Raw genomic sequence first — 13,168 nt, 5'->3', positions numbered from 1 at the left:
CTTTTACCTTAATACACGCTTTAACTCTTTAATATGTTCCCTGCTGCCTGTCACAATCAGCTTATCACCGAACAAAATTTCGGTATCGCCATGAGGAACGATAGAATCCTTGCCTCGGAAAATCCTGACGATGATCGCATCTCCAAAATGCGGGAAGTTTCGGAGTGCGGTTTTATGATAATCCATATTTTTCACTGAAATCTCGTATAAAGAATTGTCATTATGGGATAGAAAGCTCGCGACCGATGGATTCTCAATCATCATCTTAAGCAGTACCTGAGAGCTGAAAAAGGCAGAGTACACTTCAATATTTTTATTGCCCAGCTCTTCCCTTTTCACGGGATCCTCAATTCGGGTGATGACCCGTTTGATGCCATAATTGCTGGCTTCATGGGCGATCGATTCGTTCACACCGTCTTCACCCGTAGCTACGATCAGAATATCCGAATCAAAGGCACCGTTGTTTTGTAGTGTGTCTGCTGAATAGTCCTCCAGTTCGATGATCTCAAAGGATTCCAGCTGCTTCGGATCTTTTTCTTCTTGTCTCGTGTGATAGACTTTCTTTTCATAGCGCCCGCTGTCGAGTTCTTTGGAAACCGGAAGTGTAAATTGATTGGCACCGATGATGGCCAATCTTTCTTTGGCGTTTTCGATTTTTTTTCTTGGAAGCAGCTTCTTAAAGAACACCGGTGTGATAATACAGCTGATGACCGCCGTCAAGATCAAGGCTGATGATGTACTTGAATCGATTACTTTAATCCTTTCACCAATCTTTGCCGCGGCAATTACGAGTGATAAGGTAGATGTCAATAAAAATCCTGATGCCAGTACAGTCTTCCAGTCATACCATTTTCTCAGCACTATTATAGGAACAAATTTAGAAATCAAGAGCCCTAAAAGCAGCAACGGAATCAAGATGAGCACTTTCGGGTCCTTTAATACAGAAACCAAGTCCAGCTCCACACCGACCATAACAAAAAAGATCGGAATAAGAAATCCGTAGCCAAAGGAATCCAGTTTATGGACCATATGCTGATTTGGAGAAAGAAGTGAGACTAATACCCCTGCCAAAAAGGCTCCCAGGATGTTTTCAGCACCTACGGATTCAGAAACACCAACTAGAACGATGATTAGCGTGAACACGGCTCGTGTATCAATTTGTACTGTCCCTTTAGAAAGTGTTTCAAGAAACGTATGATGGCGCATGTACTTTCCGATAAAATACAGTACAATGCCAGCACCGAATAGAATAAGCAGAAGCCACATCTGTCCGCTGTCTCCCGATTGAAGAGAAACGAATACAGCGAGCAGGATCATCGTGACGAGATCGGCGATGACCGCAATCAAAAGAATAATCTGGCCGATTCCAGTCTTGGACAACTCCTCTTCCTTTAAAGTCGGTACAACGACTCCCAATGATATAGTCGAGATGATCAGCGTCATAAAGAACGCATTATCAGTAAACCCGGTCCATACAAAGACCATGGATAAAGCAAAAGAGATAACGAAAATCAAAGTAAAAATAATGGTGGAGACAGCCAGCCGGTTCGGTTCTGTCTTACCGTTCGCCAGCTTTTTCTTCTCTGCACTTGGAGCAAACACCGAGAAATCAATCTCGAGCCCGCTTAAGAACATTAAAAAGATGAAACCGAGCACAGAAAGGATATCTAGCCATGTTCCCGCATGAACAATATCAAATCCGCTTTTTCCAATGATGATTCCGGCGATGATCTCCGCGACCACTACCGGTAAAAACCTGATCTTAAACTTGTTGAGCAGAATTGGTATAAAGAATGCTGTTAAAATGACGATGACGAGTGAAGAAATTGAAGCATGGCCTCCCATAGCTACCTCCTTTTTTACAATAAGTACTTATTTACCCAAGATGTATGACATAAAAACTCCTTATATATCAGTATGCACCAATTGATTTTGTCCACTATAAAAAATAAGTAATGTAATTGTCAAATTAATGTCCCCCTTTTCAGTATGCAAACTTCTCATTTTTCGGTAAGATAGAACATGTTATCCGAGATAAGGAGTATGAATGCAATGGAAAATAACAGGCAGTCCCCGCTGCAGCAGATTGATTATAATTTAATATTTTTACTGTTTCTAATGATATGCATAAGCTGTATGGCCATATACAGTGCTCAGGAAATTGCACAATATGATTCTAACTTTGTTATCAAGCAGCTTATGTGGTACGTGGTCGGCGCTTTCGCTGTTGCCGGTGTAATGATTCTGGATTTTGACCAGTTTAGAAAACTATCATGGTATTTGTACGGTTTCGGCATCCTGCTCTTGATCGGGATTGTAATTGCTCCTGAATCTCTTGTACCGAATATTAATGGGGCAAGAGCTTGGTTCCGCTTCGGTCCCTTCGCTCTTCAGCCATCAGAGCTGATGAAGGTCGCCTTGATTATTTCAATCAGCAATACCATCGCAACCCATAACGAAAAATATATTGTGCGGACCTTGCATGAAGATTTGCTGCTTATTGGTAAAATTGCGCTGATCGTCATGCCTCCAATGCTCCTCATCCTGATGCAGCCTGACCTCGGTACGAGTTTGGTGTTTATCGCCCTTACACTGAGTCTGATGCTCGTATCCGGAATCAGGTGGCGGATTATTGCCGTGATCATTTTAATAGGCGTTCTTTTTATCACATTGCTGGTTTGGATCTATTTTACCTTCCCGCAATTTTTCCTGGATCATATCCTTGATGAATATCAGCTGGAACGCTTTTATGCCTGGCTTGATCCCTATGGACACAAAGATGAAGGTTACCATATCCGGAACGCCTTAATGGCCATCGGTTCAGGACAACTGTTCGGAAAGGGCTTTACCCATGGGTCTGTTTACCTTCCAGAGGCACAGACGGATTTCATCTTTTCGATCGTTGGTGAAGAATGGGGCTTTATCGGTACAAGCGTATTGATCTCTTTATTCTTCCTTATGATCTACCGAATGATCAATACAGCATTAGAAAGCAATGAAGCATTTGGAAGCTACCTGTGTGCAGGTGTAATCGGGATGGTCACGTTCCAGGTTTTCCAAAATATCGGAATGAATATTCAGGTCATGCCGATCACAGGAATTCCACTCCCCTTCATCAGTTACGGAGGAAGTTCGGTTCTGGCCCAGATGATCGCTTTTGGCCTCGTGCTCAATGTTCGATCAAGGACAAGAAAATATATGTTTGAGTAAAACACCTGTTATTGCAGGTGTTTTTCTTTTCTCTTGAGGTTATAGTAAGTAAAGGATAATTGAGGTGACGAACATGAACTACGATGTAATCGGAGACATTCACGGCTGCTGGGATGAATATTATGAACTAACCATGAAGCTAGGATACATATGGAAAAATGAAATGCCTGTACATGATGAGGATCGGAAACTGGTTTTCGTTGGTGATCTTACGGACCGTGGCCCCTGCTCTATCAAATTGATGGAACATGTCTATCAGCTGTTCAAGGCTGATCAAGCCTTGTATGTTCCGGGAAACCACTGCAATAAGCTTTACCGATATTTCCTGGGCCGTAATGTTAAGATTACTCACGGACTGGAAACAACCGTAGCTGAGCTAAATGAGCTTCCGCCCAGCGAGTTTAATCAGGTGAAAAATCATTTCATGGAGCTGTATGAAAGCTCTCCCCTATATCTTGTACTTGACCATGGCCAGCTTGTGATTGCCCATGCCGGAATTCGAGAGGATTATATCGGGAAGACCGGGAAGAAAGTTGAGACCTTTGTATTGTACGGTGATATTACGGGTAAAACCAATCCGGACGGAACACCCGTTAGAAGGGATTGGGCCAGTCATTATAGCGGGAATGCCTGCATCGTCTATGGCCATACTCCTGTCTTAGAACCGCGGGAAGTGAATGGCACCATTAACATTGATACCGGCTGCGTGTTCGGCAACCGCCTGACTGCCCTGCGCCATCCTGAGAAACAGACCGTTTCTGTACCTTCGTCTATGCCATTTGTTGAAGAAAAGTTTCGGAGTTTCTTGTAAGAACTGGACCAACAAAAAAAGCCCCCAAAAGGGCTTTTTTTTACTGTTCTGCTACGTCTCCAAAAATCTGCTGTAAATCCTGCGGCAGCGGTGCTTCTACGTTCATCATCTTTTCCTCTAACGGATGATAGAAGGAGACTTGCCAGCTATGGAGGGCCTGTCGGACAATCAGATCTACCGGTCCACCATATAGGTCGTCTCCGAGCAGCGGATGTCCGATATGGGCCATATGAACGCGTATCTGATGGGTCCGACCGGTTTCAAGCTGCAGAGAAACAAGACTGTTCCCCGCCAACTCCTTCAGCACTTTAAAATGAGTAATGGCCTTCTGACCCTGATCTGTGACCATTCTTTCAACCAGACTATCAGGATTCCTTCCAATGGTGGCGTCCACTGTCCCGCTCAGACTTTCAAACCTGCCTTCCACACCTGCTAGATAGGTTCGCTTGATCGCTTTTATCTTCTGCTGCTGAGACAATAACGAATGTGCAAAACGGTGCTTCGCAATCATGACGAGACCCGAAGTATCCTTATCAAGACGGTTGACGGCATGAAATGTGCTCTGAATCCCTTCCTGTTCATAATAGGAAAGGACTCCCTGGGCAAGGGAGCCGTTCTGCTGGTAGCGTGATGGTATGGTAGGAATCCCTGCAGGCTTGTTTACGAAGAGAAGATGTTCATCCTCATACAGGATATCAAGCAGCATAGGAATCGGCTCCATATGAGAACTGATTTCCTCGGGTGGAAACCGGACCTCAACCTCATCCCCGGTGTTCACACTTTTTCTGACAGTAGAAGGTACTCCATTTACGAGAAGCTCTCCTCCTGTAAACTTAATATCAGCCAGTGCGCTTTTAGAAATATTTTTATGAAGCCGCAAAAATTCACGCAGCAAACCAGCCTCATTTTCTTTAACCTTCCACGTTATTGTAAATGTGGTCATAATGTCTCCTGTTAATCGGTAACGAAGGCTTCTTTCACCCGTTTCCAGAATGGGAAAGGACGGAATCGGGCAAACCGGATCTTTTCTTCAGCTACCCGGCATTGTATCGATTTGACTTTCTTTTGCAGCAGAAACAAATGGTCGATGGTAATATGGAAATCCACATCGTTCACCGGTTTCAGCATGCATGTATGATGCTGAGGAAGCACCAGGGGTGAACCAATTGTACGGAATACACGGTTATTGATCGAAGCCATTTCCGAAAGCTGGATGGATGGAAGTGAAGGATGAATGATCGCTCCTCCAAGAGCCTTGTTATAAGCCGTACTTCCTGATGGTGTAGAAATACAGAGTCCATCCCCGCGGAACGTTTCAAACAGATCACCTTTAATTTCCACATCCATGACAAGAGAGCCCTCGCCGCTTTTGACTGTACATTCATTAAGGGCGAGATAGCTTTTTTCATCAACATCATCCAGATAGCGTACTGTCACTTCAAGAAGCGGATATTCTACAATTTGGTAGGGTGTTTTTGCAATATGAATCACGAGCTTTTCCACTTCATCCGGCACCCAATCGGCGAAAAAGCCTAAGTGGCCCGTGTGAATCCCGACAAATGCGGTCTGGTCAATCCGGTGTACATAGTGATGGAAAGCGTGAAGCAATGTGCCATCCCCGCCAACCGTAATCACGATATCCGGTTCCGTCTCATTGTATTGCAGCTCAAATTCCTGCAGATAGGTCTTAATTTTTTGTTTCAGCGTATTTGACTTTTGGTCGCCTTTTGAAATAATGGCAAAATTCACGAATGGATCACCTTCTTTCGAAGAAATTATGTAGTCGGACTGGATCCTTTCCCATCATCCGTTCTTTCCGAAAATACGATTTGTGCCTCCTGAACCTCGCCTCTGATCTCAGCCATTTCTTCATCCAGACGGCCTGCGGCCTCCGCTGCCCGCTGCAGGCGCAGCTGAATGTCTTTCGGGATCTGTCCCTGATATTTATAGTTTAAAGAATGCTCAATGGTTGCCCAAAAATTCATCGCAAGCGTACGGATTTGAACTTCTGCCAGCAATGGCTTCTCCCCTTCCAAGGTCTGCACAGGGTAACGGATGACCAGATGATAGGATCTGTAGCCGCTTGGCTTTTTGTTCGTGATGTAATCCCGCTCTTCAACTATTTCGAAGTCTTTGCGGTTCCTGAGCATATCTGTCACTTTTTTAATATCATCCGTAAACTGGCACATGATGCGCAAACCGGCAATGTCCTGAATTTCTTCTTCTATTTTTTCAAACGGTATATTTTTTTGCCACGCCTTATTCAAAATAGAATTAATAGGCTTTACCCTTCCTGTGACGAATTCAATCGGTGATTGCTTTGTGGTCTTCTGAAATTGTTCCCTTATTCCTCTGAATTTTACTTTTAATTCATCTACTGCTTGTTTGTAGGGGGCGAGAAGGGTCTCCCAATCCATTGCCTCATCCACCTTCCTGTTATTACTTGCTATTCGCTGGAAACAATCGTTCTACAGCCTCAAGCATATTATCGCCATAATTGCTGTTGCCTTTTATGTTTTCGAGCAAATAAGACAGTTCAGAATGCAGAGCAGACAGCTCGAAGGAATGGTCTTCTTCAGCTGTTTTTAGTACAACGGGAAGTTCTTTAGAAAGGGCTTCACTCAATTGTCCCCAAAACTGCTCTGGCAGCGAAATATATACGAGGTCATCCTCTGTTTCCATGACATAGATGAATGAAAGCTGATCCGAATCAACAAGCATCCTGCTGCCGTCTTTCCATTCGGAAAAGCCTTCACCCTTCTCTATGCTCAGTGTAAGCTGTTCACCTATTTCTGCTTGATTTATGTTATGTCTGATTGCCATGCTGTACCTCCTAAAAACAATTATTCTACTCTTTAGTTTAACACAATTATAGAGACAGTTTGTCATTTGAGAATCAAATAAGGCTGTGTCATAATGGGATTCGTGCAGTACATATACGAAGGAGTGCTAAATATGGAGCAAGAAGTTGAAATAGAGTTTAAAAATATGCTCACCCCTGATGAATTCTTCCTGTTATCTAATGAACTTTCACTCAAGGAAGAGTCTTTTACCACACAGACGAACCATTATTTCGATACCCCCGATTTTTCACTTAAAAGTCACCGCTGTGCCCTGCGAATCCGCGAAAAAAACGGATCTTTTGTTTTAACCTTAAAGCAGCCTCATCCCGATGGACTGCTCGAAACGCATCAACAACTCAGCGAAGCAGAATACAGCTCTTACATGAATAACGAAAAGTTTGCGGAAGGCCATGTTTATTCCATCCTGACCGATTTAGGCGTTGATCCGAAAAGCATCGTTTACCTTGGAACGCTGAAAACGAAGCGAGCGGAAAAAGAAACCACCGACGGCCTCCTTGTCCTCGATGAAAATCAATATCTTTCCGTTATCGATTACGAACTGGAATATGAAGCGAAAGAAAGAAAAAAAGGTGAATTTGAATTTAGCACTTTCTTGAAGCAATACGGAATACCTGAAAGAAAAACACTCAATAAAATACAACGTTTTTTTGAAGCTAAAAACAGCGAACTCTAATTGTTTAATTCTTCCTCATTTGATATGATTATACATATAGTTTGAGGAGAGAACAAAAATGAAAATTGATGCTATAAAAATGCTGATGGAGCTTCAAGCGCTTCAGCAGTTAAATGTAAATGGGACAGCAGCTGCTCCTGTATCTTCACCCTTTGCCATGATTCTTCAGCAGTTGAGTGAAGCCGCGGGGTTAGATCAGCCTGGTGGAGAACCAGTAATACCAGTGAAGACAGTCTCTGCATTGCCGGCTGTTCCGAATACCAAGCCTTCATTACAGCTAACGCACCCATCCGGAGCAAAAGATATCGATTCAATTCTTGAAAGAATCAGTGCTAAATATGATGTAAACCCCAGCCTGATCCGGTCGGTCATACAGCATGAATCAGGTTTTAACCCATTAAGCAAAAGCCCGGCAGGTGCCATGGGATTGATGCAGCTCATGCCTGAGACGGCAAAGGCGCTTGGTGTACAGAATCCCTATAACCCTGAAGATAATATCGAAGGCGGCGTGAAGTACATTAAACAGATGCTTGACCACTATAACGGTGATGAAAAGCTTGCTCTCGCAGCTTATAATGCTGGCCCTGGCAATGTAGCTAAATATGGAGGCATCCCTCCTTTTCAAGAAACACAAAATTATGTAAATAAAGTGATGGAATCATACCAGAGCATGAATGCTTGACCGCCCTTATGAAAGGTGCGGTTTTTTTATGGGCTTTTCCGGGAATCCTATTGTTTGCTAATCCGGCTATACCCTTGCTACAATAAGTTTATCGCATCATCAAATGCGGAGTTCGAAAACAAACAAACTCTGAGGATTTTTTGAACGTGATCAGCGGTCACCCAAATCCCAGTTAATGAATCTGATTTTGTGAAAAAGTCTTGAAGGAGTTTTCACCATGAATGAAATGGATATGACCCCATATGAACATCTGGGCGGAGAGGCTGTTCTTACAAAAATGGTCACCAATTTTTATCAACATGTCAAACAAAACGAGGATCTAGCGCCCCTGTTTCCTGATGATCTTACTGAAACTGCACGTAAACAGATTCAATTTCTTACTCAGTTTCTTGGCGGTCCCTCATTATACACGATGGAACATGGGCATCCTATGCTAAGAGCACGGCATATGCCTTTTCCGATTACAGAGCGCCATGCAAAAGCTTGGCTGGAGTGTATGGGGAAAGCAATGGATTCTGTATCCCTTGAAGGCCCCCTCAGGGATTTTATTATCAGCCGTCTAACCATGACTGCTTATCATATGGTAAATACGTCCGATGATAGCCATGGAAAGGAGAATAAATATTGACACCTTTTGAAGCCGAATATCCTTATGAAGCGAAGCACAAGGGTAACTTTACTGCTTCCAGCTGTCATAAGCCCTTGGAATTATACTCTGTCATTGACCCATTATGCCCCGAATGCTGGGCGCTGGAACCTATCTTAAAGAAATTGCAGGTTGAGTATGGACAATATTTCACATTAAGGCACATCATTGGCGGGAAATTGGACTCCTTAAATTCATTTCGAAGACGGAAAGGCTATCAGTCTGCTGAACGAATTGCAGACCGATGGGAAAAAACAGCAAATATGACGGGCATGAGCTGTGACGGTGATCTCTGGTTTGAAGATCCCATCCTTGCGCCCTACCTTGTATTCCTTGCCATTAAAGCAGCGGAACTTCAAGGCAAGCAGTCAGGAAACAAATTTTTGCGCAAGCTTAGAGAGCATTTATTTTTGCAGAAGCAAAACATTTCAAAAGAAGAAGTGCTTTTTGAAATCGCCAAGAACGTTGGCTTGGACGCTTATGAATTCATAAAAGATATGCATTCACAATCGGCTATAAAAGCCCTTCAATGCGATTGGGAATTTACAAATGAAATGGAAATCGACCAGATTCCTACCCTTATCATATTTAATGATAAGGCCGAAGAAGACGGAATAAAAATTGCCGGCAGCTACCAATATTCGATTTATGTTGAAATTATTGGCGAGATGCTTGGGTTTCATCCTGAACCCAAATCCCCTCCCCCTCTTGAAGAGTTCATGAAAATTTACCGGTTCGTCGCAACGAAAGAGCTTTCCGTCGTGTACAACTTGGCAGCCAATGAGATAGAAACAGCCATGAAAAAGCTCGTTCTTCAACAGGTGGTAGAACGTGTTCCGGTAAAGTACGGTACATTCTGGAGATACAATTCATCACAAGTCGGTTGACTGACGGACCTTTCACATAAAGGTTCGTCTTTTTTTGAATAGCGGCTGAACAGGGTGAATACAATGGAGACAAGGAGGGTCGCCATGTATTTGTTCTTATTCACGATGTCCTTATTCTTTATTGCCGGCTGCTTTTATTTTTTTCTCCTTTCATTGTTAAAAATGATTTCTCTTGCTTTATCCGTTCCCTTGCTTTTTCTTTCCATCCTTCTTTTCATGTTATGTATCAATTACCGAAACAAATTGAAAAGACCCTTTCACAATTAAAGGAGCTCTTTACCGGTCTAACCGGTAAAGAGCTCCTCTTGTTTTTATTTCTCAAATAGCAGGTCTTCCATCTCATCCAGAATTTCTTCAAACACTTTTAATGCATCCTCGATCGGTTTAGACGTCGTCATATCAACTCCTGCTTTTTTCAGCACTTCTATTGGATAATCAGAGCTTCCGGCTTTTAAGAAGTCAATGTAACGGGAAACTGCACTTTCTCCTTCTTCCAGGATCTGTTTTGAAAGAGAAGATGCCGCACTGAAGCCAGTAGCGTATTGATACACATAAAAATTGTAATAGAAATGTGGAATCCTTGACCATTCCAGGCCGATCTCTTTATCGATCACCACATTCTCACCAAAATATTTCAGATTTAGATCGTAATAAATCTTGGTGAGAAGTTCTGGTGTTAATGGCTCACCGTTTGCTGCCTTAACATGGATAGCTTGTTCAAATTCTGCAAACATGGTCTGACGGAATACCGTCCCCCTGAAGCCTTCCAAGTGGTGATTCAACAAGTAAAGCTTTTCCTGCTTATTTTTTGTTTTATTTAACATGTAGTGATTTAACAGCGCTTCATTACAGGTAGAAGCTACTTCAGCGACAAAGATGGAATAATCAGCATAAGGATATGGCTGATATTCTCTCGTATAATAGCTGTGAACCGAGTGCCCTATTTCATGTGTCAATGTAAACAGGTTATTAACATTGTCCTGCCAGTTCAGCAAGATATAAGGCATCGTCCCGTATGCTCCAGATGAATAGGCTCCGCTTCGTTTCCCTGCATTTTCATGTACATCAATCCAGCGCTTTTCCAAGCCCTCTTTCACGATACCCACATACTCTTCGCCCATCGGCTTCAGGCTTTCTAACACAAGGTTTTTCGCTTCCTCATAAGGAACTTCCATCTTCACATCCTGAACTAGGGGTGTATACAGATCGTACATATGAAGTTCATCTACATTCAGTGCCCGCCTTCGGATGTCGACATAACGATGAAGGAGATGAAGATGGTCATTCACTGTTTTAACGAGATTTTCATACACTTCTTCAGGAATATTATTGCTGTCTAAAGCGGCCTGCCTTGCAGACTCAAACTTTCTTGTCCTGGCAAAAAAGTTATCTTTTTTCACGGTACCTGCCAGCGTGCTTGCAAATGTATTTTTAAATCTATCATACGTTCCATAAACAGCTTTAAACGCATCTTCCCTTACACGTCGGTCGCTGCTTTCCAGAAACCGGATGTACCTGCCATGTGTAACCTCGACTTCATCTCCGTTCTCATCTTTGATTTCAGGAAATTTAAGGTCGGCATTGTTGAGCATTCCGAATGTGGTACTGGCATTTGCCGTCACTTCACTGACATCAGCCAGAAGAGCTTCTTCCTCTTTAGAAAGAACATGCGGCCGCTGGCGGTTGATTTCATCCAAGGCATGCTTGTATAAGGCCAGTTCTTTATACTCTTTAACATAGGTTTGAATGGTCTCCTCGGGCAACGACAGAATTTCCGGTACAGCAAATGATAAAGAACTGCTTACCTGAGTTGCTAGATTTGATGCCCGGTCATTCAATCCTTGGTAAAAAGAGTTTGTTGTGTCTTGATCGTACCGCATATGGGCGTATGTATAGAGCTTCCCAAGCTTTTTTGTGAGCTCGTCCTGTTTTTGAAAGTAATGATAGAGCGTTTCTGCCGATTCTCCAAGTTTTCCTTGAAATTCCTTCAATTCAGGCAACAGGCCTTTAACTTCATTGAATTCTTCTTCCCATTTGTCATTTGTTGCGTAAATGGCTTCAAGATCCCATGTATCCTGCTGTAATAATTCTTCTCGTTTCGGAAGAGATTTTGATTTTGTTTGAGCCATGCAGCGGCACCTCCTGCTTTAATTTCGTGCATACCTACATTTTACCAGAAAACAGAATATTCACACCATGTTTTACCCCCGACTCCATTAAAATAAAATCATTGGCCAATGCCTGATCCATCGTATTTGGGAAAACGGGGTCTCTGATCTTTACAAACTCTTTTTTTCCAACTCGTTTAATGATCCCATAAAAGCAAAGCAGGTTAAGATAATGCATGACAGCAAATGAATAATGTACATCTGCAATGAGCGGCAGTTCCCGCAGAGTTATTATTTTTTTATGGATAAGCCATTTCATATGGTTAAATACGCTGGAGAACTGAATGGATTCACCAATCTGTACAGGAATGATGGAGTACAGCAGCACATATGACTGCCATATAAATGAAGGTTCCTTTAGAGTATAAGCAAAAGGGACAGGCATCCCTGCTTCAGAAGGAAAGTAAGTAAGCGTTGAATGATTTTTAAAAAAGAGGATTTTCAGTTGGCGGTAGGTTTGATGGTTTTGTTTAAAGGCGTGGAGTCTCCATTGTTTTTTTGCGTTCAGCCAGGATTTAACTTGAAACAATGGGGAATCTCTTTTTGATGGTTGAAGATGATGAGGAGTTTGAAAGGAATATTCACATAGGGGATATGAATCAAGCTTTCCATACACTCTTGTTGATGTAACAGGAACAATGGAGGAGAGATGATACACTTTTGCTTCAACAGGACAGAAGTAATAAAGTGAGGGCAAGTGGTTAACAGAAGAAATTCGCGCGGTCAGCCAATCAAATGATGAGATCTGAAAAGTAGTGGAACTAAGTGTTTTAAGCCTTTTCTTACCGAGGATCCAAAAAGGGGTCATTCCCCTGCTGATGTAGCCTTTGGATCTTTCAATCAAAATGGGGGATGGAATAGCAGAGCATTGAAACTCTATGGGAATCTGGGGTGGTATCCATATATCGGGGCGCTGGGAGATATCCGGAAAGAATGGTTCCAGAAGTGCATTGGGAAATTCCTTATTGACATGTTCATACAAGAGCTTTTTGCCGAGCAGATGGTACATTGATTCTCCTCTGGATAAAGTACAATTGGTAACGCCGGGAACGTGTGAAAAATGCCAGATCTTCATGATTCCCGCTTTGATCTGAACTTTTTCATTGCATTGGGGACAATAAAAACCGCTGCTTTTTTGAATAGACCTCAGCTCTTCTTTCGAGTAGCCGGTATGAAGACTGATTCTTTTACCTGTGCTCGTATGGGCAACAAGCATAGCATCACCTC

General features: G+C 42.7%; 13 protein-coding genes. 6 read left to right on the top strand and 7 right to left on the bottom strand.

Annotated elements, in window-relative coordinates:
• Positions 1-3 precede the first annotated feature (3 nt).
• Complete coding sequence (locus tag AR335_RS01335; protein ID WP_062231424.1) at positions 4-1,845, bottom strand: monovalent cation:proton antiporter family protein; 1,842 nt, start codon at positions 1,843-1,845, stop codon at positions 4-6.
• Positions 1,846-2,052: 207 nt separating this feature from the next.
• Between AR335_RS01335 and AR335_RS01330 the strand changes: the two genes are divergently transcribed.
• A complete protein-coding gene (locus AR335_RS01330; protein WP_053354740.1) occupies positions 2,053-3,210 on the top strand; it encodes an FtsW/RodA/SpoVE family cell cycle protein in 1,158 nt (385 codons plus the stop codon).
• A gap of 73 nt (positions 3,211-3,283) precedes the next feature.
• Positions 3,284-4,021 (top strand): bis(5'-nucleosyl)-tetraphosphatase PrpE, encoded by a 738-nt coding sequence (gene prpE / locus AR335_RS01325; RefSeq protein ID WP_062231422.1) that lies wholly within the window; start codon positions 3,284-3,286, stop codon positions 4,019-4,021.
• Between the two features lie 40 nt (positions 4,022-4,061).
• Here the strand turns inward: prpE and AR335_RS01320 are convergent, their stop codons facing one another.
• Genes AR335_RS01320 through AR335_RS01305 form a run of 4 tightly spaced genes read right to left on the bottom strand, consistent with a single transcriptional unit; the run spans position 4,062 to position 6,844 of the window.
• Positions 4,062-4,964, bottom strand: a complete 903-nt coding sequence (locus tag AR335_RS01320) for an RluA family pseudouridine synthase (protein WP_062231420.1) — start codon at positions 4,962-4,964, stop codon at positions 4,062-4,064.
• An 11-nt stretch (positions 4,965-4,975) separates the two neighbouring features.
• Complete coding sequence (locus AR335_RS01315; RefSeq protein ID WP_053354743.1) at positions 4,976-5,770, bottom strand: NAD kinase; 795 nt, start codon at positions 5,768-5,770, stop codon at positions 4,976-4,978.
• Positions 5,771-5,796: 26 nt separating this feature from the next.
• A complete protein-coding gene (locus AR335_RS01310; RefSeq protein ID WP_053354744.1) occupies positions 5,797-6,438 on the bottom strand; it encodes a GTP pyrophosphokinase in 642 nt (213 codons plus the stop codon).
• A 22-nt stretch (positions 6,439-6,460) separates the two neighbouring features.
• A complete protein-coding gene (locus tag AR335_RS01305; RefSeq protein ID WP_062231418.1) occupies positions 6,461-6,844 on the bottom strand; it encodes a hypothetical protein in 384 nt (127 codons plus the stop codon).
• A 132-nt stretch (positions 6,845-6,976) separates the two neighbouring features.
• Here AR335_RS01305 and AR335_RS01300 point away from each other — a divergent pair, with 132 nt between their 5' ends.
• The 4 genes from AR335_RS01300 to AR335_RS01285 all read left to right on the top strand — a co-directional run bounded on the left by AR335_RS01300 (position 6,977) and on the right by AR335_RS01285 (position 9,773).
• Positions 6,977-7,558, top strand: a complete 582-nt coding sequence (locus AR335_RS01300) for a CYTH domain-containing protein (RefSeq protein WP_062231416.1) — start codon at positions 6,977-6,979, stop codon at positions 7,556-7,558.
• A gap of 58 nt (positions 7,559-7,616) precedes the next feature.
• On the top strand, positions 7,617-8,240 hold the full coding sequence (locus AR335_RS25350; RefSeq protein ID WP_062231414.1) for a lytic transglycosylase domain-containing protein: 624 nt from the start codon (positions 7,617-7,619) through the stop codon (positions 8,238-8,240).
• Positions 8,241-8,457: 217 nt separating this feature from the next.
• The gene (locus AR335_RS01290) at positions 8,458-8,868 is read left to right on the top strand and encodes a globin (RefSeq protein WP_175501879.1); all 411 of its coding nucleotides are present in this window, start codon (positions 8,458-8,460) and stop codon (positions 8,866-8,868) included.
• The gene (locus AR335_RS01285; RefSeq protein WP_062231412.1) at positions 8,865-9,773 is read left to right on the top strand and encodes a ClpXP adapter SpxH family protein; all 909 of its coding nucleotides are present in this window, start codon (positions 8,865-8,867) and stop codon (positions 9,771-9,773) included. The genes AR335_RS01290 and AR335_RS01285 overlap by 4 nt, the downstream gene beginning before the upstream one ends.
• A gap of 311 nt (positions 9,774-10,084) precedes the next feature.
• Here AR335_RS01285 and pepF read toward each other — a convergent pair whose 3' ends face one another.
• Both pepF and AR335_RS01270 read right to left on the bottom strand, forming a co-directional pair.
• Entirely contained in the window at positions 10,085-11,902 is a 1,818-nt protein-coding gene (pepF, locus tag AR335_RS01275; RefSeq protein WP_062231410.1) for an oligoendopeptidase F, read from the bottom strand.
• A 34-nt stretch (positions 11,903-11,936) separates the two neighbouring features.
• Positions 11,937-13,157, bottom strand: a complete 1,221-nt coding sequence (locus AR335_RS01270; RefSeq protein WP_062231408.1) for a competence protein CoiA — start codon at positions 13,155-13,157, stop codon at positions 11,937-11,939.
• Positions 13,158-13,168: the final 11 nt, after the last annotated feature.

The sequence above is a fragment of the Fictibacillus sp. FJAT-27399 genome (genome assembly GCF_001510655.1).
GTDB lineage: Bacteria > Bacillota > Bacilli > Bacillales > Fictibacillaceae > Fictibacillus_C > Fictibacillus_C marinisediminis.
Note: the sequence above shows the minus strand (reverse complement) of the source record. Positions and strands in the feature narration are given on the sequence as shown.